This window comes from Pseudomonas graminis (genome assembly GCF_900111735.1).
Taxonomy (GTDB): domain Bacteria; phylum Pseudomonadota; class Gammaproteobacteria; order Pseudomonadales; family Pseudomonadaceae; genus Aquipseudomonas; species Aquipseudomonas graminis.
In genome coordinates this window covers 51,808-74,105 of sequence record NZ_FOHW01000022.1, presented here as the reverse complement: position 1 = coordinate 74,105, position 22,298 = coordinate 51,808, and the positions used below count along the sequence as shown (strand labels likewise).

The following is a 22,298-nucleotide window of genomic DNA, read 5'->3' as shown; positions in this document are numbered from 1 at the left end:
ATGCACGCGATGCTTTTCAGTGGGACCGGCTTCAGCCGGGAAGAGGCCAGTGTGTACGGCATCTATCTTGAGGTTCGACGGCGGAGGCTTCCCGGTTCAAGCAGGTCCCGCTATAAAGGCCATATTCAGCCACACTTGAATCAGCAGCGCTCCCCGCTGTCCATACCCCGCCATCCTGTTTGAGTCACCAGCGAGAAGTCATGCCCGTGAAAGGAATCAGCCGTCACCTCCATGCCCTGGTCAGCCTGCTATTGCTGACGCTGCTTGCCGGTTGCAGCTCGCAAGGCCGTCAGGAACCCGCGCCAGACCCCTCGCTGGTACGCAGTGAAATCGTGCGGTTATTGCCCGCCACCGTCGCCGACCGGCAGGGCTGGGCCCAGGACATTCAACGTGCATTCGACGCTCAGAAAATCAACCCCAGCGTTGAAAACCTCTGTTCCGTGCTGGCCGTGACCGAGCAGGAATCCAACTTCCAGGTCGATCCGGCCGTCCCCGGCATGGGCAAGATCGCCCAGGACGAAATCGACCGTCGCGCCGGCAAGGCGCACATTCCCAATCTGCTGGTGCGCAGCGCACTGGACATCCGTTCCTCAACCGGCAAGACCTACAAGGAACGCCTCAGCGCCGCCCGCACGGAAAAAGACCTGAGCGCGATTTTCGATGATTTCATCGGCATGGTTCCCTTGGGCCGGACGCTCTTCGGCAACTTCAACCCGGTCCATACCGCCGGGCCCATGCAGGTCAGCATCGACTTTGCCGAGCGCGAGGCCCGGGATTACCCGTACCCGGTCGAGGGCTCCATTCGCCATGAAGTGTTCAGCCGTCGCGGCGGTATGTACTTCGGCATCGCCCATCTGCTGGGTTATCCGGTCAACTACGACAAGCCGCTGTACCGCTTCGCCGACTTCAACGCCGGCTGGTACGCCAGCCGCAATGCAGCGTTCCAGAGCGCACTGGCGCGTGTATCTGGCAAGCGTCTGGCGCTGGACGGCGACTTGATCAGCTATGGTTTCGGCCCGTCGCTGGGGCAGACTGAACTGGCGGTGCGCAGCCTTTACCCGCGGCTGGAGATGCGCAACACGACCATCCGCAGCCAACTGGAGAAGGGCGAAACACTGGCCCTCGAAGACACCGAGCTGTACGCCAAGATTTTCGCCATGGCCGACGAGGCCGCCGGTAAACCGCTGCCACGGGCCATCTTGCCGGGCATCGTGCTGGAAAGCCCGAAGATCACGCGCAAATTGACCACGGCCTGGTTTGCGCAGCGGGTGGAAGAGCGGCGGGTTCGCTGCATGGCGCGGGCGTCCGGGTCTTTGAAGTGAGGCTACGATTGCTGAAAGCTTCCCGGCTAAAGCCGGTCCCATATTGAATTTGCAGGAGGCATCCTCGTGAGCCGTGACATCGAAGCACCGATCATCATCACCAGCAGCAATCCGGCTGCCGAGGAGCAGGCGGCCAGCGATCAAGTCGCCGACGCCATGCTGTTCGGGTCACCGAAAGACCGGCTGAATTTCTACCGAAAGGAAATCCAGTACGAAACGTCGATCCTGTCCAACCGCACCAACGCCTATCTCTCCGCGCAGTCCTTCCTGGTGATCGCGTTCGCGTCATCGATGGCCAACCTCAACCCCGAGTGGGGCAAGATGTTCACGCTGGTGGTGCCGCCATTCCTGACATTGCTCGGACTGATCAGCTCGATGCACGCCTGGCCCGGCATTCGCGCGGCGTACGAAATCATCGATCACTGGCATTTCAAGCAGGCCCAGTTGCTCAGCAGCCAGCCGGCCATGGGCCTGGCGTACGACGACTCGCCATTGTTCAGCGAGCACGAGTCCAGCGAGAAGGGCTATCGCAAGTCACTCATGTTTTCCATGCGCACGCCGTGGCTGTTCACGGTGTTCTGGTTTCTGCTGGGGGCGTTTTCGATCTATGTTCAAGTGGTCGACAGCGTGTTTTAAAGCCGTCGCGATCGCGCCGATAAAGAAACATTGGAAGCGAAGCGATGCTACCTTGACATCAACTGACGGCAAGGGTATTTCGTGTGCCCGGTTCACGCCCGTTCGAACGCCTTGCACATAGGGGGTAGGAACAACACCCTTGCCCACGGATGGCGACGACGCGCCGCACGGCATTTTCAAGATTCCGCTTATTTCACAGGCCTGCTCAAGTCGACCCACTCCAATTCTCGACGCGCACTCACTGGAGCCACTCCCATGGCAGCATTGCAACAAATCACCGTTGACGCGCTCAAGCGTTCCGAATCGCAGCTGGCCGTTCAATGGCACGCCGACCTTGAATCCAGTGGTGCCACGCGCAATCTCAAACCCGAGGACATCCGCCAGCAAGTCGCTGACTTTCTGCGCTTGCTGACCTCGGCCCTCGAGAAGGGTGGCTCGGTCAATATCACCACGGCGGAGTGGGATGAAGTCCGCCACTTCCTGGAAAAACTGTCCAGTCAGCGGGCGCTGGCCGGTCAGGATTCCCAGCAGACCGCCAGCTTCATCTTCGCCCTCAAAGGCCCGCTGTTTGCACAACTGCAGCGCGACCTCGCCGACCAGCCCGCGCTGGTGGCCGAGCAGGTCATGCAGATCTCCGAGCTGCTCGACGGTCTTGGCCTGCACACCATCCGCACTTATCAGAAGTCCCGCGAAGCGGTGATCAAGCGTCAGCAGGAAGAACTGCTCGAGCTGTCCACGCCGGTCGTGAAACTGTGGGACGGCGTTCTGGCGCTGCCGATGATCGGCACGCTGGATTCGCAACGCACCCAGGTGGTCATGGAATCCCTGTTGCAGCGCATCGTCGACACCGGCGCGGAAATTGCGATCATCGACATCACGGGTGTGCCGACCGTCGACACCCTGGTGGCCCAGCACTTGCTCAAGACCGTCACCGCGATCCGTCTGATGGGCGCCGATTGCATCATCAGCGGCGTGCGTCCGCAGATTGCCCAGACCATCGTGCACCTGGGTCTGGACCTGCAGGGCGTCGTCACCAAAGCCAATCTGGCCGATGCCCTCGCACTGGCCCTGCGCCGTCTGGGCGTCACCATTACCAAGGCGGTATGAGCCCATGGAGCGCATCCCGATTCTGCAGATGGGCGACTTTCTGCTCGTCACCATCCAGGTGGACATGCATGACCAACTGGCGCTGACGCTGCAGGACGACCTGTCCGAACGCATCAGCCGCACTTCGGCGCGCGGCGTGCTGATCGACATCTCCGCGCTGGACATGGTCGATTCATTCATCGGCCGGATGATCGGCATGATTTCCGGCCTGTCGCGGATCATGGACGCCGAGACCGTGCTGGTCGGCATGCAGCCTGCCGTGGCGATCACCCTGGTCGAGCTGGGCATGACCCTGCCGGGCGTCAGCACTGCGCTGAACGTCGAGCGGGGCATGAAGCTGCTGCGTGAGCGAGCCTACTCCCAATGACCGTGCGCAGCAGCGGCACTCAACCCATTCGCATCGAGCAGGATGTCGTATTGGCCCGGCAGACCGCTCGCAAGCTGGCCCAGGAATGCGGCATGCGCCTGATCGACCTGACCAAACTGGTGACAGCGGTCAGCGAGCTGGCGCGCAATACCATGGTCTATGGCGGCGGCGGTGACATGGACTGGGAGATCGTCGAGGACGGCCTGCGCGTCGGCCTGCGCCTGACCTTTCGCGACGAAGGCCCCGGGATTCCCGACCTCAAGCTGGCGATGACCGACGGCTGGACCTCCGGCGGCGGTCTGGGCCTGGGCCTGACCGGTGCCAAGCGGCTGGTCGATGATTTCGAGCTGGACACCGCTCCCGGCGCAGGCACGCGCGTGACGATCTGCAAATGGACCTGAACCTGCACAGCCACCTCACCCAGGTGTTGTCGGTGGAGGACATCAGTCAGGTGGGCCACGCCCGGCGCATGACGCAGAAGCTTGCCGAACAGGCAGGCTTCGACGAGGCCGATTGTGGCCGGGTAGCCTTGGTGGTGACCGAGCTGGCGAGCAATATCCTCAAGCACGCCAGCAGCGGCGAATTGCACGTGCGCGCGCTGCCGGGCGACGTTTCGGGTGCAGCGCCGGGCGTTGAGGTGATCGCAATCGACCGGGGCAAGGGCTTCGACGTGCAGAGCTGCATGGCCGATGGCTTCTCTACACGCGGTACCCAGGGCATTGGCCTGGGTTCGGTGCTGCGTCAGGCGCAAGTCTTCGACGTGCACAGCGATCCCCGTGGCAGCGTGCTGCTGGCGCGCTTCTTCCCGCGCAAAAGTGTGGTGAAGGATTTGCGCATGGGCATTACTCAACATTCGCTGCACGATGACCCGGCCTGCGGCGATGTCTGGGAAGTCGCGATCAGGGGCCAGCAGGTCTCGATCATGATGATCGACGGCCTGGGGCACGGCCCGGAAGCCGAAGAAGCCGGTATGGCGGGGGCCCGGGCGTTCATTCGCAACCCCTTTGCCGATCCCGGCGTGTTGCTGGACGACTTGCACTTCGACATGCGCGGCAGCCGTGGCGGTGCCGCTGCGCTGGCGCAATTCGACGGCGCTTCGGGCAAGCTGCGCTTCATCGGTATCGGCAATATCGGCGCGACGCTGATCGGCCAGGATAAAACCCGTGGCATCCCTTCGCACCCCGGCATTGTCGGCCTGCAGTACCGCAAGACTGCGCCTATCGACTACGCCGACTGCACCGGGCAATTGTTGATCATGTTCAGCGATGGCCTGCAATCGCGTTGGAATCTTCGCGACTATCCAGGTCTGATGTACCGACATCCGGCGGTGATTGCAGCGGTATTGCAACGCGATTACAACCGGGGCAGGGATGATGTAACCGTTTTGGTGATGGATCTGGAGATGCTCGATGACTGACAACAATACCCGCGAGACCGATGAGGGCTCATCCGGGGTCGAAATCGAGACCATGCGCGAGCTGGAACGCTTGCGCGCTGAAACCGACTCGCTGCGTGCCGAACTCGATGAAACCAATCAGGGCGTGCTTGCGCTGTACGCCGAGCTTGAGGATCAGGCCGATCAGTTGCGTGAGGCGTCGGACCTGAAGAGCCGCTTCCTGTCCTATATGAGTCATGAGTTCCGCACGCCCCTGGGCTCGATTCTCAGCATCGCCAGCCTGTTGTCTGACGAACTGGACGGGCCGCTGGGTGCGGAACAGCACAAACAGGTCGCGTTCATCAGCACCGCGGCCCGCGAATTGAGCGACATGGTCGACGACCTGCTGGATCTGGCGAAGATCGAAGCAGGGCGTATCAGCATCTCGCCGGCGTGGTTCGACATGTTCGATCTGTTCTCGGCGCTGCGCGGCATGTTCCGCCCCATCGTCGACACCTCGGCGGTGGACCTGATCTTCGAAGAGCCGGTGGGCCTGCCGAGGCTCTATACCGATGACCAGAAGCTCGCCCAGATCCTGCGCAACTTTATTTCAAACTCCCTGAAATTTACCCAGCGCGGTGAAGTGCGCGTGTCGGCTCGGCTGGAGTCCGAGGACTCGATTCGCTTTGCCGTGACCGACACCGGCATCGGTATTCCCCAGGAACTCCATGGCGCGCTGTTCGAGGACTTCATACAAGTCGACTCGCCGTTGCAGAAACGCCTGCGCGGAACGGGGTTGGGGCTGTCCCTGTGCAAACGCTTCGCCGAACTGCTAGGCGGACGCGTCGGCGTGGAAAGCGAGCCCGGCGTGGGCTCGACCTTCTTTGTGGTCATCCCGTTGGCACTGGCCCAGGAGCCAGCCGATGAAGCCTGAAACCCGGCTGCTGATCGTTGATGACAACACCGCGACCCGCTACGCCCTGCGTCGCCGCCTGGAACGTCAGGGTTTCGTGGTGTCGGAGGCCGGTACCGGCACCGAGGGCCTCGCGCTGATTGCCGAGCGCTTGCCGGATGCGCTGATTCTCGACGTCAACCTGCCCGACATGAGCGGCTTCGACATCGTCCGCCTGTTGCGCGCTGCGCCACGCACGGCCCTGTTGCCGGTGGTGCACGTGTCGGCCGCCTCGATCCAGACCGGCGATATCGTCACCGGCCTTGAAGCGGGCGCGGACGCTTATCTGGTGCACCCGGTCGACCCGGACGTGCTGCTTGCCACCCTGCGCACGTTGCTGCGGGTGCGTGACACCGAATATGCACTGCGTGAAAGCGAGGAGCGTTTTCGCGAGATCTTCGCCAACGTCTCGGCGCCTATCGCGGTCATGGACGGCAATCTGAAAGTCCATGAAGCCAACCACGCATTCGCTCAATTGCTCGGGCAGGACGCCGGGGACAATTCGGTGCTGCGCAGCTTCAGCGAAGACCAGGGCTCGGCGCTGGACGGGCTGCGCGAGGCCCTGGCAGCGGGCGAGCGGTGGATGGGCACCCTGAGCATGCGGGTCAAGGGCGAACTGCGCGAGACCGAATGGCAGGTTTCGCCGTACCGGGTCAGCGGCATGAGCCTGGTGTTCATCGAAGACGTCACCGAGCACCGCCGCCGCGAACAGTCGCATCTGCAGCAGCTGGATTCGGTCAACACCCGGCTTGCCCACGAGGTTGCCGAGCGCGCCAGGACCGAAGAGCAGTTGCTGCAGGCGCAGAAGATGGACGCCATCGGCAAGCTCACCGGCGGCATCGCCCACGACTTCAATAACCTGCTGACGGGCATCGTTACCGGGCTTGAGCTGGTCAAGAAGCGCACCGAAGACGGCCGTCCGGAAAAGGTCATCGTCTATGCCGATGCCGCGCTGGCCTCGGCAAAAAGCGCCTCGGCCCTGACCCACCGTCTGCTGGCCTTCGCCCGCCAGCAGCCCTTGGACACCCGTGCTTCGGACGTCAATCAGTACGTGCGTTCCCTTGAGGATCTGTTGGCACGCACCATCGGCAAAGGCATCTGCCTGACCCTTGAGCTGACTTCGCGCAGCGCCGTGGCGATGGTCGACGCCGGGCAACTCGAAAGCGCCGTGCTGAATCTGGTGATCAACGCCCGTGACGCCTTGCCGGCGGGCGGCAATATCTGGATCAGCACCTTCGAGACCTATTCCCAGGGCCATTCGCGCATGGCGGATGGCGCCTACATCGCGCTGACCGTGCGCGACGACGGCGTTGGTATCGAGCACCACTTGATGGACAAAGTGTTCGACCCTTTCTTTACCACCAAGCCCATCGGCCAGGGCACCGGCCTGGGCCTGTCGACGATTTACGGTTTCGCCCGTCAGTCGGGTGGCGACGTGCAGATTCGCAGCGTCGTCGGCCACGGCACCGAAGTCACGTTGATGTTGCCGGCAGCAGACGTGCAGAGCGTCGAACCTCAGCAGCCTGCTGCACTGGTGGCGCCGGGGGCAGGGGAGCATGTGCTGATCGTCGAAGACACGGCCTCGGTGCGCATGTTCGTCAATGAGGTGCTCACCGATGCCGGTTATCGCTGCACCTCCGTCGCGGATGTCGGCACCGCACTGTCGTGTCTGGAAAACGATGCCACCATTGACCTGCTGCTCACCGATGTAGGCATGCCCGATATGAATGGCCGCGAGGTGGCTCAGCGCGCTCGCGGCTGGCGTCCCGACCTGCCGGTGCTGTTCATGACCGGCTATGCGGAGAACGCCCTCAATCGACAGGATTTTCTGGGCGAGCGGATGGACATGATCCTGAAACCCTTCCAGTTGGCTGATTTTTTAGCGAAAGTGCGGGCGATGCTCGACGCCTGACGCGAACGGGTGGTTTTTTTTATCGTAAACACCCACTTCGGAGTATTTGACCGGGCCGGTTTTTGTTACCGTGAGCGGCATTCCAACCCGTGCCGCCCCCCGGGCCACATATTGCCGACGCCGTTTGCCCAAACGCTGAAGGTTGAAGGAGCCAAACCTTGACCCTCACCGACGATCTCCTCCAGAGCGCGATAGACCAGTGCGCGCAGGAACCGATCCAGATCCCCGGAAGTATTCAGCCCCAGGGTTTCCTGCTTGTCATCAATGAAGCGGCGTCGACGGTCATCCAGGTCAGCGCCAACGTCAGCGACTGGCTCGGCCTTGATCCGCAGTCATTGATCGGCGTGCCGCTGTCCAGCGTGTTCGCCGAGCACGAGCAGTTGCTTGAGCGCTTTCAGGCGCTGCCCGATGAAGAACAAAATCCTTTCCATCTGGGTGAAGTGCGCTTTCTGCAGGGGTCGAGAGCCGGTCAGCCGATGACGATGATGGTCCATCGTCACGATCAGGTGCTGATGGCCGAGTTTGAGCCGGCCGGGGACATGACCACGGCCTATGGCAACGTCTATCCGCTGATGCGCGGCTTCATCAGCCAGATGAACGAGCTGGAATCCATTGATGCGCTGTGTCAGCGCGCGGCGACTGAAGTCAAGCGCATCACCGGTTTTGGCCGCATCCTTGCCTACCACTTCGACGCCGACGGCAACGGCATGGTCAACGCTGAAGTCAGCGACGACGGATATGAAAGCATGCTCGGCCTGAGCTTCCCGGCATCCGACGTGCCCGACCAGGCACGCAGGATGTATCTGGCCAACCGTATCCGCGTCATTGAAGACGCCAACTACCAGGCATCGCCTCTCATACCAGGCAACAATCCGCTGACCGGGGCGCCGCTGGACCTTACCTTTGCCACCTTGCGCAGCGTATCTCCCGTGCATTTGCAGTACATGCGCAACATGCAGACCCTGGCGTCGATGTCGATCTCGATCGTGGTGCGCGGCCAGTTGTGGGGCCTTGTATCCTGCCACAATGCCACCCCCCGTCGGGTCAGTTTCCAGACTCGTACTGCCTGTGAACTGTTGGGTAGCGTGTTGTCGCTGCAGATCGAGAGCAAGGAAGCCCACACCGACAATCAGCGCATGCTCAGCCTTCGCCGGCAGATTGTGCAGATGCTGGCGGCCATGGCCGATCTCGACAGCGTGACTGGCGGCCTGCGTTCCATGCCCCAGGTGTTGCTGGACTTCGTGGGCGCGAGCGGTGCCGCAGTGATCTCCGGCGCCAGCGTCGATGTCTACGGCGAAACCCCCGACCGCGTGCAGCTTGTGAAGCTTTCCGACTGGCTGAGCGGCCGCCACCCCCACGAGGTTTTTCGTTCGGACAACGTCAGCCGCGACATCCCCGAACTGCCTGCGCTGGCGGCGTCGGTCAGCGGCGTGCTGGCGACAACGATCTCCGAGCTGCATTCCAACTTCATCATCTGGTTCCGGCCCGAGCAGACTCGGGTGGTGAACTGGGCAGGCAAACTCGAGAAAAGCATCGGTCCGACTGGCTCCCTGAGTCCGCGTCACAGCTTCGCCTTGTGGCAGCAGACCGTGAGCGGCTTCTCCAGACCGTGGGACGACATGGATTGCGAAGCCGTGATCGAGTTGCGGACGGCGGTGTTGGGCATCGTCCTGCGCAAGGCTGAAGAAATGGCGGCGCTCGCCGATGAGTTGAAGAAGTCGAACAAGGAGCTTGAAGCATTTTCCTACAGCGTATCCCACGACTTGCGCGCGCCATTGCGGCACATCGCCGGCTACGCCGAGCTGTTGAGCGACATCGAGGGCAGTACGTTATCCGACCGGGGCGTACGCTTCCTGGACAACATCAGCGATTCGGCGCGCTTCGCCGGTACGCTGGTCGACAACCTGCTGAGCTTCTCGCAGATGGGCCGTTCAGCGATGCGCTTATCCGATGTTGACCTCAGCGCCATGGTCGAGTCGATCCAGCGGGAGATGCTGCCCGATTACGAGGGCCGCCCACTGCAGTGGAAAGTCACCAAACCCTTGCCGGTGGTCATCGCTGACGCTGCGTTCCTGCACTTGGCGTTGGGTAATCTGCTGTCCAATGCGGTCAAGTACACGCGCAACCAGGACCCGGCAGTTATCGAGGTCGGCAGTTACGAAGAGGATGGCAAGGTCGTGGTCTACATCCGCGATAACGGCGTCGGTTTCGATATGGCATACGCGGAGAAGCTGTTTGGCGTGTTTCAGCGGCTCCATCGCATGGAAGAATTCGAGGGCACCGGCATCGGCCTGGCCAGTGTCAGGCGGATCATCGAGCGCCATGACGGCACCGTATGGGCGCACAGCCAGTTGGGCCATGGCGCTACCTTTTATTTTGCGCTGCCAAAGCGCGGCTCGACCGTAACCCTTTGAGTGTCGAAGGAGACGCACAATGCTTAAACCCATTCTTCTGGTGGAAGATAACCCCAACGACCTCGAGCTTACCCTTGTCGCGCTTGAGCGTAGCCAACTGGCCAATGAAGTGATCGTACTGCGTGACGGTGCCGAGGCCCTTGATTACCTTCTGCGCCGCAACCAGCACCATGATCGCGTGGCAGGGAATCCGGCGGTGATGCTGCTGGACCTGAAACTGCCGAAAGTCGATGGTCTTGAAGTGCTCAAGCTCATTCGCGAAACCGATGAACTGCGCAGCATTCCCGTGGTAATGCTGACGTCTTCGCGGGAAGAGCCCGATCTGGATCGTGCCTACTCGCTGGGTGTGAACGCTTACGTGGTCAAGCCGGTCGAATTCAAGGAATTTGTCTCGGCGATCTCGGACCTTGGCGTGTTCTGGGCAGTATTGAACGAGCCACCACCGGGTTCCCTGCGGCTCGCACGCCGTCCAGGCTCCTGAATCGGCATCTGTTGGCCTGCGCACAGTCGCTTCGCGCAAGCCCTTATTGGAACAATGACTTTTATCCATGTCGTTATCGTCGCTTAAATTGCTTTTGGTCGAAGACAGTTCGCTCGATGCCGAGCTGATCCTGCTCACCCTCGAAAACAGCGGGCTGAAGATCGACGCTACGTTGGTCTACAACCATCAGGATGTTGAACGCGAGCTGACGGCCGCGCGTTTCGACCTCATTCTCAGCGATTACCTGTTGCCGGGCTCGTCAGGCGCGGATGTGCTCAACAGCGCGTTGCGACTGGCGCCGAAGACGCCTTTCATTTTTCTTTCCGGGATTTTCGGCGAGCAGCATGCAGTCGAGATGATGCGCATGGGCGCCATCGATTACGTCCTCAAGCAGAACATGAAAATGCTGCCCAAGGCGGTGATGCGCGCGGTATCGGAAGTGCAGGAGCGGGAAAAGCGCCTGCTCGCCGAGAAGACCCTGCAAGTCGCTGAAGTGCGGGCGCATCTGGCGATCGAAGCGGCGGAAATGGGCGTCTGGACCTACGATCCGCGCACCGACATGCTGTTGTGGGACGAGCGCTGCAAAACGCTTTACGACGTTGGCGCCGAGACCTCCGTCAGTCTGGCCCTCATGTTTCTGCTCTGTCACCCGGACGACCGCGATCACTTGCACAGCAAGGTCATGGCGGCCCTGACGGTGGACACCTCCTTCCAGATCGAGCACCGACTGATCACCGACGAGGGTGCCGAGCGCTGGGTGTTCTTGAATGGCCGCTCGCTGTTCGAAGACGGCCAATGCGTGCGCTTTACTGGCGTGATGCAGGACATCACCGAGCGCAAGCATGCCACTGAGGCGCTGCACCAGCTCAACGACATTCTCGGCGAACGTGTCGTGCAGCGAACCCGCGAGCGCGATCGCACCTGGGAGCTGTCCCGGGAACTGCTCGGCGTGCTGCATTTCGATATGACGCCGATTGCCCTCAATCCGGCGTGGGAGTCGACTCTCGGCTGGAGCCGGGACGAAGTCGGTAGCCAGCCATTGAGCGAGCTGTTTCACCCGGAAGATCTGGAAGCCACGTTGCGCGAAACTGCCAGCGTAGCCGAAGGCCATGTTTCAACGCGTTTCGTCAATCGCATGCGCCACGCCGACGGCGGATTTCGCTGGTTATCCTGGACCATCGTGCCGGATGACGGCCTGATGTACGCAGCCGTGCGAGACATCACCGGCGAGCGTGCGGTAGTGGACGAACTGGCAGCGACCAACAAGCGTCTGCGCGATCAGATCAAGGAGCGTGAGCGCGTCGAAGCGGCGTTGCAGCAGATGCAGCGGCTGGAAGTGGTCGGCCAATTGACTGCCGGCGTCGCCCACGACTTCAACAACTTGCTGACAGTGATCCTGACCAGCGCGAATTTCCTCAGCCGGGATCTGGAAAAAGGCGTATTTACCAAGTCGCCGCAGCGCTTGCAGAACATCCGCGAAGCGGGCGAGCGCGGTGCCAAACTCACCAGTCAGCTGCTGTCTTTCTCCCGTCGCCAGCGACTGGAGCCCGTTGCACTGAACCTCAATGACACGATTGACGGCATGCGCGAGCTGCTGGGTCGTGCGCTGGGCGGCAGCGTCTGGGTGGAAACCGAACTGGCCGAGGACCTGTGGAGTGCGTTGGTGGACCCGACGCAGACCGAGATGATTATCCTCAACCTGGCGATCAACGCACGGGACGCGATGCCCCAGGGCGGGCAACTGCGCCTGAGCACCTGGAACGAGATGGTCTATCGCATGCCGTTACGGCCTGAAGACCCTGAACCCGGTGCATACGTGGTGTTGTCGGTCAGCGACTCGGGCTGCGGGATGAGCGCGGAAGTGCTGGCCAAGGCCTTCGAACCCTTCTTCACCACCAAGGCGGTGGGCAAGGGGTCGGGGCTGGGACTGGCCCAGGTGTTCGGTTTTGCCAAGCAGTCGGGCGGCGGCGTCAGCATCGACACGGCTGAAAACGCAGGGACCACGCTGCGGGTGTACCTGCCCAGTGTGGCCCTCACGGCAGTCCCGGTGATCAGCGCCTCCGACATGCCAGGCCGCGCCGATGCCGACGACAAGCACCGCACGATTCTGCTGGTCGACGACGACCCGGACGTCCGCTCGGTGACCTCGATGATGCTGGTGTCGCTGGGGTATTCGGTGGTCGAAGCAGACAGCGGCGACGAAGCGCTGAAGAAGCTCGACACCAGCATCGAACTGCTGCTGACGGACTTTGCCATGCCCAACATGACCGGTGGTGAACTGGCGGAAATCGTCCGCCGCGACCATCCGCAGCTGCCGATCATGTTCATCACCGGCTTCGCCGACATCGACATCCTCGACGTCGACCCGAAACTGATCGTGCAGAAGCCGTACAAGGAAGAAGAACTGGCGAATAAACTGGCCCGGGTGTTGATGAAGGCGTAGGTCCTGGGCTCGGACGACTGAAGGCGGTCCCGCTCTTGTGGGACCGGCTTTAGCCAGGCAGGCGTCGGTTGTTACACCCTGAGATCGATGGCGTACACACCGGCCTCTTCCCGGCTAAAGGCGGTCCCACCGTGTTAGCGTCAGCCGTGACTATTCATCATCCCGCGTCAGCACTTCCAGTAGCTCGATCTCAAACATGAGGTTTGAACCGGGTTTGATGTGCGCGCCCATCGAGCGCTCGCCGTATGCCAGCTGAGCAGGCACCCACAGCTTGCGTTTGCCGCCGACTTTCATGCCCATAAGCCCAATGTCCCAGCCCTTGATCACCCGCCCGGTGCCGATGACGCATTGAAACGGCTTGCCGCGCTCCCGGGAGGAGTCGAACACCGTGCCGTCTTCCAGGCTTCCCGTGTATTGCGTAGTGATCAGCGCGCCTTTGACGACGGCCTTGCCGGTGCCTTCCAGCAGATCGATGATGCTCAGTTCTTCATTCATGTTCAGGTTTCCACAGCGAGATGGCGTGTGATGCAAGTCGGCCAGGCGCAAGCATCGGGCAAAGGCGTTTGCCTGACTGTTCTTCCAGGCCTGTTTTCTAGCTCAAATCATGCAGGTCTCGCCCAAGAGGCTGGCTCAACGACCATTCCGAAAATTTTACCCTCAACCCTTGCCGCTCCGGTGTGCAGCACATAGGGCCCACCGTATAGCTTTCCGCGGCCGGAAATGGCACAAGTCTGAGCAATGGCCAAGTCACGCCGTCTGTGGAATATTGCAAGCGCAGCACGCCATCGGACACCGTCACACGAAGCCAGAAATCGCCCGGGTCACCGGAAAACGAGCAGGGCGCCCAATCCGACGTGCCTTGCGTCAGCACGCTGCTGATCATGGGCATTCCGTCGTTATATTCGATGCCTGCCTTTAGCCAGGTCTCCTCGTTGAGCCTGACCATAATTCCCGCCTGGTCATAAAGCTCGCGAAAATCGGCGTTAACTCTGACTTGAGCGGTAAAGTCTCCAGTGGTCTCGAATCCCAGGAAATGCCCGCTGTCTCGAATGAACCCGTAATGGGTTGTACGCCAGAAATCGGTTTTGGCGTCAGTAATAATCTCTAAGGATTGATCAGCAAAGCTTTGGCTAACGCCCGGTTTATTCAGCCATTTGGCAGCCTGCCAAATGGATGCTTCCCCGTTCTGACCGGCCCTTTCAATCTGCTCTTTATCAACCAAGCTAACCCCTCCATTAATGGCTGAATCCAGCCGTGAAGACTGAATGGCACTCATGATCGCCGTCACTCGGTTGTCGGCGCAAGCGAGTCTGTCTGTGGAAGAGGTTTGCGTTGGGGGTGGACTAAGGCGGCGCTGGCAATTGAAGCGCCGGGCCGGGTCCGCGCCGGAATGATTCGGGCCTTGAATGAGATCAGCGCCAGCAACAGGCGCGCCCTCACTGGCAACGCTCCAGGTGGGTCACACGGCAAAAAAAATGGCGCGGCCCCTCACAGGGTCGCGCCGTTTTGCGCGGGTCTACCGAATCAGACCCACCGAGTCGGACCTGACGAATCAGGCCCCATCATCACGCGATGACGTCAGTGCTCCACTCGCCATTCACGAGGCGCTTGAGGCCCAGCGGGTTAGCGTTTTGCAGAGCGGCCGGCAGCAGGCTGTCCGGGTAGTTCTGGTAGCAGACCGGGCGCAGGAAACGATCGATTGCCAGGGTACCCACCGAGGTACCGCGTGCATCGGAGGTCGCCGGGTAAGGGCCGCCGTGAACCATGGCGTCAGACACCTCGACGCCAGTCGGGTAACCGTTGACCAGGATGCGGCCGACTTTTTCTTCCAGCACCGGCACCAGCCACTGGTACTTCTGCAGGTCAGCGGTTTCGCCAATCAGCGTGGCCGTCAGTTGGCCGCGCAGGGCCTGCAGTGCGGCTTTCAGTTCAGCGTCGTCCGCCACTTCGATCAGCAGCGTGGTTGGGCCGAACACTTCTTCCTGCAGCAATTCATCGCCATTGAGCAACATGCTGACGTCAGCCTTGAACAGCTGAGCCTGCGCCTGTTTGCCTTCCTGCGGCTTGCCGGCCAGGTGCGTGACACTCTTGTGCGCCAGCAGCTTCTCGACGCCTTTGCTGTAGCTGCGCAGGCCGCCTTCGTTGAGCATGGTCTGAGGTGCCTGACCGCCCATATGCTCGATCAGTTGTTCGGTGAACGCAGTCAGGGCAGGGGAACGAATGCCGATCACTACGCCCGGATTGGTGCAAAACTGGCCAGCGCCCATGACCACGGACGCCGCGAGTTCGCCGGCGATGGCGGTGCCGCGTGCCGTCAGTGCCCCTGGCAGCAGGACCACCGGGTTGATGCTCGACATTTCGGCGAATACCGGAATCGGCTGTGGACGCTCGGACGCCAGTTTGCACAGGGCATTGCCGCCGTGGAGCGAACCGGTGAAGCCGACCGCCTGAATGGCCGGGTGCTTGACCAGGCCTTCGCCGACGCCGCTGCCGAAGATCATGTTGAACACGCCTTTTGGCATGCCGGTCTTCTCGGCGGCGCGAACGATGGCGTTACCCACCAGATCGGCCGTCGCCATGTGGCCGCTGTGGGCTTTCACGACCACCGGGCAACCGGCCGCCAGTGCCGACGCGGTGTCGCCGCCAGCGGTGGAAAACGCCAGCGGGAAATTGCTGGCGCCGAACACGGCCACCGGGCCGACGCCGATGCGCTGCTGGCGCAGGTCGACACGGGGCAGCGGCTTGCGATCCGGCATTGCCTGATCGATACGCGCGCCCAGGAAGTCACCGCGACGCAGGACTTTGGCGAACAGGCGCATCTGGCCGGAAGTACGGCCACGCTCGCCCTGGATACGACCGGCCGGCAGCGCGGTTTCCTGGCAAACGAGGGCCACGAAGTCATCGCCCAGGGCGTCGAGTTCGTCAGCGATGGCATCGAGGAATTCAGCGCGACGGGCCGGGCTCAGTTGGCGGAATTCAAGAAAGGCGTCTTTGGCGGCCGAGGCTGCGGCGTCGATTTCCGCGTCGGTGGCCTGATGAAAGGTGTAAGGCAGTGCTTCACCAGTGGTGGCGTCGAGGCTTTTATGGCGTGCTTCGCCGAGGCCGCTGCGGGCGCCGCCGATGAAGTTCTGACCGAGAACGGTAGGCATCTGCTTCTCCTGTTATTTTTGGGCGAATCGATCAGGCGTGGCGCCTGATGGGGGAATTCGAAATTGTTTGAAGCGTAGCGACGACAGACTCAGTGGTCTGTCGCAAAGTCGACAGTCATCATACAACTGCATTTTTTCAGCCGCAAGGCGCGCGGGCATCAGGTGTCGAGCAACGCCCGGCCATCAAAATAGCCGGGCTTTGCCTTGTGATCAACGTGTGCCGTGTGGCAGCGCTTGGGTGACCCGCAGCCCCGGATGATTAATCGGCAGGGTCACGCGTTCGGCTCGTCGGTATTGATGTACTCCGGCACCTTGGCCAGTGGCAGGCGTCGGGCCTGCTCGATGCCAATGCCCGGGCGCTCCGGCAGGGGATCGAGCTTCTGTGGCTGGCCGGTGGTCAGCGCGCGTTCAATGGCTTCGACCACGCGCACATCACGCCAGCCTTCGTCGCCGTCCGGCTCGGGCTCGCGGTCCTGCAGGATGCAGTCGGAGAAGTACTGGGTCTCGCCACCAAACTGATCGACCACCGGATGGGTGTGCTCGGTGGTCTGGCCGTCGATGATCGCCCGGTAGCCAATCGCAACGCCTTCGCCGAAGCCGAAGCACGGTGAGGCTTCGAACTCGCCCTTGGTGCCGATCAGCTGGAACCGCTCGGTGGACGGCAGGCTGTAGCTGACGGTGAAGGTCGCCAGGCGCTCTTCGGCAAAGCGCAGCGTCACATTGACCGTGTCGAAGGTGTTGATCTCGCGGCCGGGTGTTTTGATGCCGACGGCGTGCACTTCAATCGGCTCGGCGGCAAACAGGTTGCGCACGGCGTTGATCGGGTACGGGCCCATGTCGGCCACGGGACCTGCGTCGAAGCCACTTTGCATGCGATGGTTGGCGGGGTCGGTGGTCTGGGCGAAGGTCGCGGTGAACAGGCGCAGGTCGCCGAGGTCGCCGGCGCGTACGCGGTGGACCATTTCGACGGTGCCGGGCTCGAAGTGCAGGCGGTAGGCGACCATCAGTTTGGCGCCCGAGCTTTTGGCGGCTTCGGCGATGGCCAGGCAGTCTTCTTCGTTGGCGGCCATGGGCTTTTCGAGCAGGACGTGGATGCCGGCTTTCAGCGCGGGTACGGCGAATTCGCGGTGGCGGAAGTTGGGGGTTGCCAGGTAGATGGCGTCGATTTCGCCGGAGTTGAGCAGGGTGTCGAATTCGTTGTAGTGGTAGCTTTTGAGGTCGTACAGTTCCGCCAGTTTGTCGGCCTTGATGGGGTCGCCGGTGACGAGGGCGGTCATGACGGAGTTGTCGGTCTGTTCGAGTCCGGGCATGAAAGCGCCTTGGGAGATCCAGCCTCCAGCGACCACTGCGTAGCGGATTTTGCCGTTTGCGTCTGGCATGTATAAGCCTCCATTTCTCAGCGGACGATGTGTCCGGCAGCTGTGTAGTCGGCAGATGTCTGGGGCAGAAGTTCAATCCAATCGCGGCTGGAGCTGCGGCGTGGCTTATGAAGATCAAGGGCGTCGGCCTAACGGCCTCGGGTTTCGCCTTCGGCGAGTTACTTGGAAAAGCACCCCAAGTAACCAAGGGTGCTTGCTCCTAGTTGGGCCCCTCGTTCCTCGGGGTTCCCTCACTCCGGTCTCGCTCCGTGGGCCCGCCGCCATCCGCCATCCATGGCGGGGGGCGGCTCTCGCGGCATCCATGCCGCTCGGCCCACGGAGCGAGACCTGCGTTCAGCCTGCACCCAAGTCGCGATTGGCGGTGACTGAGCTTTATGCGTACGAAGATCAAAAGCAGATCAAAAGCAGATCAACAGCTTCCCGGCTGAAGCCGGTCCTACAGGGTGTACGCGGTCTGCTTTTAGTGGGACCGGCTTTAGCCGGGAAGAGGCCGGTGCAGGCGCCATCATTTATGATCGTACCCACGCTCTGCGTGGGCATGCATCCCGGGACGCTCCGCGTCCATTCCGGCTGAACCCGATCCTGCTGAATGCGCGCGGTGTTCTGATCGTGCCCACGCTCCGCGTGGGTATGCATCCCATGACGCTCCGCGTCATCGGTCCCACAGGGTGTACGCGGGCTGCTTTTAGTGGGACCGGCTTCAGCCGGGAAGGGGCCGGTGCAGGCGCGATCATTTATGATCGTACCCACGCTCTGCGTGGGCATGCATCCCGGGACGCTCCGCGTCCATTCCCGGCTAAAGCCGGTCCCACAATCAATAATGAACGCACCTGCTCAACCAAAGGCCACCAGCAGATCCCGCAACCGATCCAGCGCCGGGTCGATGTCGAGCAGGTCAATCGCACCAAAGCCCAGCATCAATCCGTCGCGCGGGGGCGCATCGCTGTAGAAGCCGTGGAGGGGATAGAGGCCCAGCGCCTTGTCCCGCGCGCGGTCGACCAGCAGGTGCAGATCGATCGCCGGATCGAGGGAGGCTTTGAGCATGACTGCCATGTGGAAGCCTGCGGTGCAGGGGATGGTTTCCAGCCACGGCGACAGGTCGCCTGCGATGCGCGACAGGATGCGTTCGCGGCGCCCGGCGTAGGTGCTGTGGCAGCGGCGGATGTGTTTGTTGAGCAGGCCTTCGCTGATGAATTTGCTCAGCGCCCATTGCGGCAGCGTCGAGGTGTGCCAGTCGGTCAGTTGCTTGGCTTTGATCACCGCTTCGAGGATCGCCGCCGGCAGCACGGCGTAGCCCAGACGCAATTCCGGCAGCAGGATTTTCGAAAAAGTGCCGACGTAGGCGACCACGCCGTGTTCGTCCATGCTCTGCAACGAGTCAGTCGGGCGTCCTTCGTAGCGGAATTCGCTGTCGTAGTCGTCCTCGATGATGATCGCGCCAATTCGCCGTGCCTTCTCCAGCAGGGCATGCCGACGCGTGAGGCTCATGGGCATGCCGAGGGGCATCTGGTGGGACGGGGTGACGTAAATGGCGCAGACGTTGTCCGGGATTTCATCAACGATGATGCCTTCGTTGTCGACCGGCACGCTGGTGACCTCGGCGCCCTGTGCGGTGAACAGCAACCGCGCCGGCGTGTAGCCCGGGTCTTCCACGGCCACGCGGCTGCCGGGTTCGATCAGCACGCGGGCGATCAAGTCCAGGGCCTGTTGCGCGCCATTGCACACCACCACGTCATCGGCTCCGCACCGGACGCCGCGGGCGAAGGCGATGTGTCCGGCAATCGCGGCGCGCAGGGCGGGCAGGCCTTCGGGCTGGCTGTAAAAGCCGCGCTCGGTGGACATCTGACGGACCGCGTGGTGGACGCAGCGCCGCCACTCGTCATGGGGGAACTGGGTTTTCGCCGTCGCGCCGCCGAGAAAATCGTAGCGCAAGGTCCCCGCGCGTGTCGGGTGGCGCAGGGGCAGGGTGATACGCTCCCATTTCGCCACGATGTGGGCGCTGGCCAGCTGCGAAGGTGCCGGCCGAGGCGCGTTATAGGCGCTCAAGGCGTTGACGAACGTCCCGCTGCCGACTTTGCCCACCAGGTAGTTCTCATAGGTCAGCCGGCTGTAGGTGTCGGAAATAGTTTTGCGCGACAGCCCCAGTTGCGCCGCCAGCAGGCGACTGGGCGGCAATTGCACACCCGCCGCCAGCCGGCCGGACACGATACTGTCGCGCAGCTGTTCGTAGACTTGATGGGCGAGGTCTTTGCGGCCCTTAATGACGATGTGTAATTCCACGCAAACCCCTGAACAGCCCCGGCGGTGCGGATGCACGCCGGTGGATTTTAGCCAGTGCAGCAGCGCGCGTCACAGCAACCGATGCAACGTTTGCGCGCCAGGGTGCTCTTAGAGTTAGGCATTAATCTGGATACACACAGGCAGGACGGTCCGGACAGCGCTCGCAGAGCCTTGGGCCGCCGCTCCCATCCACTTGAAGATGGAACCCCGAACACATGACCACCCCGGACAAGCAGTACGTCGAATGGCTGGTTGAGCAATCGATGCTCAACGCCGCAAAGCAACGCGCAAAATTGTATGGCGGCCAGGGCCGTCTCTGGCAGCGGCCTTACGCCCAGGCCCGCCCGAGGGACGCTTCGGCCATCGGCTCGGTCTGGTTCACCGCCTACCCGGCGTCGATCATCACCCGCGATGGCAGCTCGGTGCTCGAAGCACTGGGCGATGAGCAGCTGTGGCACGCGCTGTCCGAAATCGGCATTCAGGGCATTCATAACGGCCCGTTGAAAGCTTCCGGCGGCTTGAAGGGTCGCGAGCGCACCCCGAGCATCGACGGCAATTTCGACCGCATCAGCTTCGAGGTGGATTCGGACCTGGGCACCGACGCCCAGTTTCTCAACCTCAGCCGTATCGCCGCCGCGCACAACGCGATCGTCGTCGATGACGTGATCCCGTCACACACCGGTAAGGGTGCGGATTTCCGCCTCGCCGAGATGGCCTACGAAGAGTACCCGGGCCTCTACCACATGGTGGAGATCAAGGAAGAAGACTGGTCGCTGCTGCCGGAAGTCCCGGCCGGGCGCGACGCCGTCAACCTGCTGCCCGCCACCGTCGATGCCCTGCGCGACAAGCACTACATCGTCGGCCAGTTGCAGCGGGTGATCTTCTTCGAGCCCGGCGTTAAAGAGACCGACTGGAGTGCCACGCCCGTGGTCACCGGCGTCGACGGCAAGGACCGCCGCTGGGTCTATCTGCACTACTTCAAGGAAGGCCAGCCTTCGCTGAACTGGCTGGACCCGAGTTTTGCCGCGCAGCAGATGATCATTGGCGACGCCCTGCACGCCATCGACGTGATGGGCGCGCGGGTACTGCGCCTGGACGCCAACGGTTTCCTTGGCGTCGAGCGCAAGGCCGACGGCACGGCGTGGTCCGAGAGCCACCCGCTGTCGATCACCGGCAACCAGTTGCTGGCCGGCGCGATCCGCAAAGCCGGCGGTTTCAGCTTCCAGGAGCTGAACCTGACCATCGACGATATTGCGGCGATGTCCCACGGCGGTGCCGATCTGTCCTACGACTTCGTCACCCGTCCGGCCTACCAGCATGCGTTGCTGACCGGGCGCACCGAGTTTCTGCGGCTGATGCTGCGTCAGGTGCACGAGTTCGGCATCGATCCGGCGTCGCTGATTCACGCGCTGCAGAACCACGACGAGCTGACCCTGGAGCTGGTGCATTTCTGGACCCTGCACGCCCACGACCAGTACCTGTATCAGGGCCAGACGTTCCCGGGCAACATCCTGCGCGAGCACATTCGCGAGGAGATGTACGAGCGTCTGGCGGGCGAGCACGCGCCGTACAACCTGAAGTTCGTCACCAACGGCGTATCGTGCACCACGGCGAGCATCATCACCGCGGCGCTGGGCATTCGCGAGCTGGACAGCATGACAGCGGCGGACATCGACAAGATCCAGCACATCCATCTGCTGCTGGTGATGTTCAATGCCATGCAGCCGGGCGTGTTCGCCCTGTCGGGCTGGGACTTGGTGGGCGCCTTGCCGCTGCCGGCCGAGCAGGTGGAGCACCTGATGGGCGATGGCGATACCCGCTGGATCCATCGCGGTGGCTACGACCTGGTCGACATGGACCCCGATTGCGAAGTCTCGGCAGGTGGCATGCCCCGGGCTCGCGCGCTGTACGGCAGCCTGGTCGAGCAATTGAAGCGGCCGGATTCGTTCGCCTCGCAACTGAAAAAGCTGCTGGCCGTGCGCCGCGCCTATGACATCGCTGCCAGTCGGCAGATTCTGATTCCGGACGTCGAGCACCCGGGCCTGCTGATCATGGTCCACGAGCTGCCGGCCGGGAAGGGCACCCAGATCACTGCGCTGAACTTCAGTGGAGAACCTATCGTCGAGACCCTGCACCTGCCGGGCATCGCGCCGGGCCCGGTGGTGGACATCATCAACGAGCGGGTCGAAGGCGACCTGACCGAGGAGGGTGAATTCACCATCACGCTGGACGCCTATGAAGGTCTGGCGCTACGTGTGGTGAGCATGGCGGCACCGATGATGTGATTGGCTGCGGAGCTGGCTTCTTCTCTAGGTAGGACCGGCTTCAGCCGGGAAAGCGTCAGTCGTCACACCGCTGCACTGAGGGTGTACGCACAGGCCTCTTCCCGGCTAAAGCCGGTCCCACTGAATGCACGCGCTGCTGTTAGTGGGACCGGCTTCAGCCGGGAAGGCGTCAGTGGTTACACCTCAAGATGAAGGT

Annotated in this window: 17 protein-coding genes; 12 read left to right on the top strand and 5 right to left on the bottom strand. The window is 62.2% G+C overall.

All coding sequences use genetic code 11. From position 1 onward, the window contains the following. Positions 1 to 200: 200 nt before the first annotated feature. The 11 genes from BMY98_RS16875 to BMY98_RS16825 all read left to right on the top strand — a co-directional run bounded on the left by BMY98_RS16875 (position 201) and on the right by BMY98_RS16825 (position 13,009). Positions 201 to 1,322, top strand: coding sequence for a DUF1615 domain-containing protein (locus tag BMY98_RS16875; protein WP_074891068.1), 1,122 nt, complete (start codon positions 201 to 203; stop codon positions 1,320 to 1,322). 156 nt (positions 1,323 to 1,478) lie between these two features. Next, complete coding sequence (locus tag BMY98_RS16870) at positions 1,479 to 1,958, top strand: hypothetical protein (RefSeq protein ID WP_074891111.1); 480 nt, start codon at positions 1,479 to 1,481, stop codon at positions 1,956 to 1,958. Between the two features lie 255 nt (positions 1,959 to 2,213). Next, positions 2,214 to 3,065: an STAS domain-containing protein gene (locus BMY98_RS16865; RefSeq protein ID WP_074891066.1), complete on the top strand. Its 852-nt coding sequence runs from the start codon at positions 2,214 to 2,216 to the stop codon at positions 3,063 to 3,065. 4 nt (positions 3,066 to 3,069) lie between these two features. Further along, a complete protein-coding gene (locus BMY98_RS16860; RefSeq protein ID WP_037010489.1) occupies positions 3,070 to 3,432 on the top strand; it encodes an STAS domain-containing protein in 363 nt (120 codons plus the stop codon). Then, positions 3,429 to 3,833: an anti-sigma regulatory factor gene (locus BMY98_RS16855; RefSeq protein WP_065991451.1), complete on the top strand. Its 405-nt coding sequence runs from the start codon at positions 3,429 to 3,431 to the stop codon at positions 3,831 to 3,833. Before BMY98_RS16860 ends, BMY98_RS16855 begins: the two co-directional genes overlap by 4 nt. Continuing rightward, complete coding sequence (locus BMY98_RS16850; protein WP_074891064.1) at positions 3,824 to 4,849, top strand: ATP-binding protein; 1,026 nt, start codon at positions 3,824 to 3,826, stop codon at positions 4,847 to 4,849. The genes BMY98_RS16855 and BMY98_RS16850 overlap by 10 nt, the downstream gene beginning before the upstream one ends. 52 nt (positions 4,850 to 4,901) lie before the next feature. Then, positions 4,902 to 5,741 carry a sensor histidine kinase gene (locus tag BMY98_RS16845; RefSeq protein ID WP_074891109.1) on the top strand — a complete coding sequence of 280 codons (840 nt, stop codon included), beginning with the start codon at positions 4,902 to 4,904 and terminating at the stop codon, positions 5,739 to 5,741. Further along, complete coding sequence (locus BMY98_RS16840) at positions 5,731 to 7,671, top strand: response regulator (protein WP_074891062.1); 1,941 nt, start codon at positions 5,731 to 5,733, stop codon at positions 7,669 to 7,671. The genes BMY98_RS16845 and BMY98_RS16840 overlap by 11 nt, the downstream gene beginning before the upstream one ends. A 158-nt stretch (positions 7,672 to 7,829) precedes the next feature. Beyond that, complete coding sequence (locus BMY98_RS16835) at positions 7,830 to 10,085, top strand: ATP-binding protein (protein WP_074891061.1); 2,256 nt, start codon at positions 7,830 to 7,832, stop codon at positions 10,083 to 10,085. A gap of 19 nt (positions 10,086 to 10,104) precedes the next feature. Next, complete coding sequence (locus tag BMY98_RS16830; protein ID WP_074891059.1) at positions 10,105 to 10,566, top strand: response regulator; 462 nt, start codon at positions 10,105 to 10,107, stop codon at positions 10,564 to 10,566. A 67-nt stretch (positions 10,567 to 10,633) separates the two neighbouring features. After that, entirely contained in the window at positions 10,634 to 13,009 is a 2,376-nt protein-coding gene (locus BMY98_RS16825) for a hybrid sensor histidine kinase/response regulator (protein WP_074891057.1), read from the top strand. A 150-nt stretch (positions 13,010 to 13,159) separates the two neighbouring features. On the opposite strand, the gene BMY98_RS16820 is transcribed toward BMY98_RS16825, so the two are convergent. From BMY98_RS16820 to pdxR, 5 genes are all read right to left on the bottom strand, one after another. Then, positions 13,160 to 13,504: an FKBP-type peptidyl-prolyl cis-trans isomerase gene (locus BMY98_RS16820; RefSeq protein WP_074891056.1), complete on the bottom strand. Its 345-nt coding sequence runs from the start codon at positions 13,502 to 13,504 to the stop codon at positions 13,160 to 13,162. A gap of 97 nt (positions 13,505 to 13,601) precedes the next feature. Beyond that, positions 13,602 to 14,180: a DUF1349 domain-containing protein gene (locus BMY98_RS16815; RefSeq protein ID WP_217648313.1), complete on the bottom strand. Its 579-nt coding sequence runs from the start codon at positions 14,178 to 14,180 to the stop codon at positions 13,602 to 13,604. A 394-nt stretch (positions 14,181 to 14,574) separates the two neighbouring features. Continuing rightward, entirely contained in the window at positions 14,575 to 16,158 is a 1,584-nt protein-coding gene (locus tag BMY98_RS16810; protein WP_074891053.1) for an aldehyde dehydrogenase (NADP(+)), read from the bottom strand. A 272-nt stretch (positions 16,159 to 16,430) separates the two neighbouring features. Continuing rightward, positions 16,431 to 17,537 (bottom strand): Gfo/Idh/MocA family protein, encoded by a 1,107-nt coding sequence (locus BMY98_RS16805; RefSeq protein WP_074891051.1) that lies wholly within the window; start codon positions 17,535 to 17,537, stop codon positions 16,431 to 16,433. A gap of 834 nt (positions 17,538 to 18,371) precedes the next feature. Continuing rightward, positions 18,372 to 19,817 (bottom strand): MocR-like pyridoxine biosynthesis transcription factor PdxR, encoded by a 1,446-nt coding sequence (gene pdxR / locus BMY98_RS16800; RefSeq protein WP_074891048.1) that lies wholly within the window; start codon positions 19,815 to 19,817, stop codon positions 18,372 to 18,374. Between the two features lie 215 nt (positions 19,818 to 20,032). On the opposite strand from pdxR, the gene treS reads away from it, so the two are divergent. After that, positions 20,033 to 22,102, top strand: coding sequence for a maltose alpha-D-glucosyltransferase (gene treS / locus BMY98_RS16795; RefSeq protein WP_074891046.1), 2,070 nt, complete (start codon positions 20,033 to 20,035; stop codon positions 22,100 to 22,102). Positions 22,103 to 22,298: the final 196 nt, after the last annotated feature.

Excerpts from the sequence above, each read along its gene's own strand:
- BMY98_RS16850 (WP_074891064.1), top strand. The coding sequence starts at position 3,824 with ATGGACCTGAACCTGCACAGCCACCTCACCCAGGTGTTGTCGGTGGAG.
- BMY98_RS16845 (WP_074891109.1), top strand. The coding sequence starts at position 4,902 with ATGCGCGAGCTGGAACGCTTGCGCGCTGAAACCGACTCGCTGCGTGCC.
- BMY98_RS16875 (WP_074891068.1), top strand. The coding sequence starts at position 201 with ATGCCCGTGAAAGGAATCAGCCGTCACCTCCATGCCCTGGTCAGCCTG.
- BMY98_RS16870 (WP_074891111.1), top strand. The coding sequence starts at position 1,479 with ATGCTGTTCGGGTCACCGAAAGACCGGCTGAATTTCTACCGAAAGGAA.
- BMY98_RS16840 (WP_074891062.1), top strand. The coding sequence starts at position 5,731 with ATGAAGCCTGAAACCCGGCTGCTGATCGTTGATGACAACACCGCGACC.
- BMY98_RS16855 (WP_065991451.1), top strand. The coding sequence starts at position 3,429 with ATGACCGTGCGCAGCAGCGGCACTCAACCCATTCGCATCGAGCAGGAT.
- BMY98_RS16820 (WP_074891056.1), bottom strand. The coding sequence starts at position 13,504 with ATGAATGAAGAACTGAGCATCATCGATCTGCTGGAAGGCACCGGCAAG.
- treS (WP_074891046.1), top strand. The coding sequence starts at position 20,033 with ATGACCACCCCGGACAAGCAGTACGTCGAATGGCTGGTTGAGCAATCG.
- BMY98_RS16860 (WP_037010489.1), top strand. The coding sequence starts at position 3,070 with ATGGAGCGCATCCCGATTCTGCAGATGGGCGACTTTCTGCTCGTCACC.
- BMY98_RS16810 (WP_074891053.1), bottom strand. The coding sequence starts at position 16,158 with ATGCCTACCGTTCTCGGTCAGAACTTCATCGGCGGCGCCCGCAGCGGC.
- BMY98_RS16805 (WP_074891051.1), bottom strand. The coding sequence starts at position 17,537 with ATGCCAGACGCAAACGGCAAAATCCGCTACGCAGTGGTCGCTGGAGGC.
- BMY98_RS16865 (WP_074891066.1), top strand. The coding sequence starts at position 2,214 with ATGGCAGCATTGCAACAAATCACCGTTGACGCGCTCAAGCGTTCCGAA.
- BMY98_RS16825 (WP_074891057.1), top strand. The coding sequence starts at position 10,634 with ATGTCGTTATCGTCGCTTAAATTGCTTTTGGTCGAAGACAGTTCGCTC.
- BMY98_RS16830 (WP_074891059.1), top strand. The coding sequence starts at position 10,105 with ATGCTTAAACCCATTCTTCTGGTGGAAGATAACCCCAACGACCTCGAG.